A 244-nucleotide genomic window follows, 5' to 3' on the forward strand; every position below is an offset into this window, starting at 1 on the left:
GCCGGTTCGGTCTCTACAGCTTTTTCATCGACGCCCCGGAGCCGGCCATCGTCGACACGGGCATCGCGTCCTCGCCGGCCGAGGGCATGGTGCCGGCGCTGGAAGCGATCGGCCGCCGAATCGAGGACGTCCGCTGGGTCCTGCTGACCCACGGACATATCGACCACATCGGCGGCGCGCACGCGCTGTGGGAACTCACCGGACGGCGCGCCCAGGTGGTGATCCACGAGGCCGATGCACCGAT

Annotated in this window: 1 protein-coding gene; it reads left to right on the forward strand. The window is 69.3% G+C overall.

The annotated features are described in order from the left end of the window. The coding region (locus AC3XQU_RS24605) for an MBL fold metallo-hydrolase (RefSeq protein ID WP_489876726.1) at positions 1-244 on the forward strand (244 nt) is incomplete at both ends.

This window comes from Telluria sp. AZSoR62 (assembly GCF_058111565.1).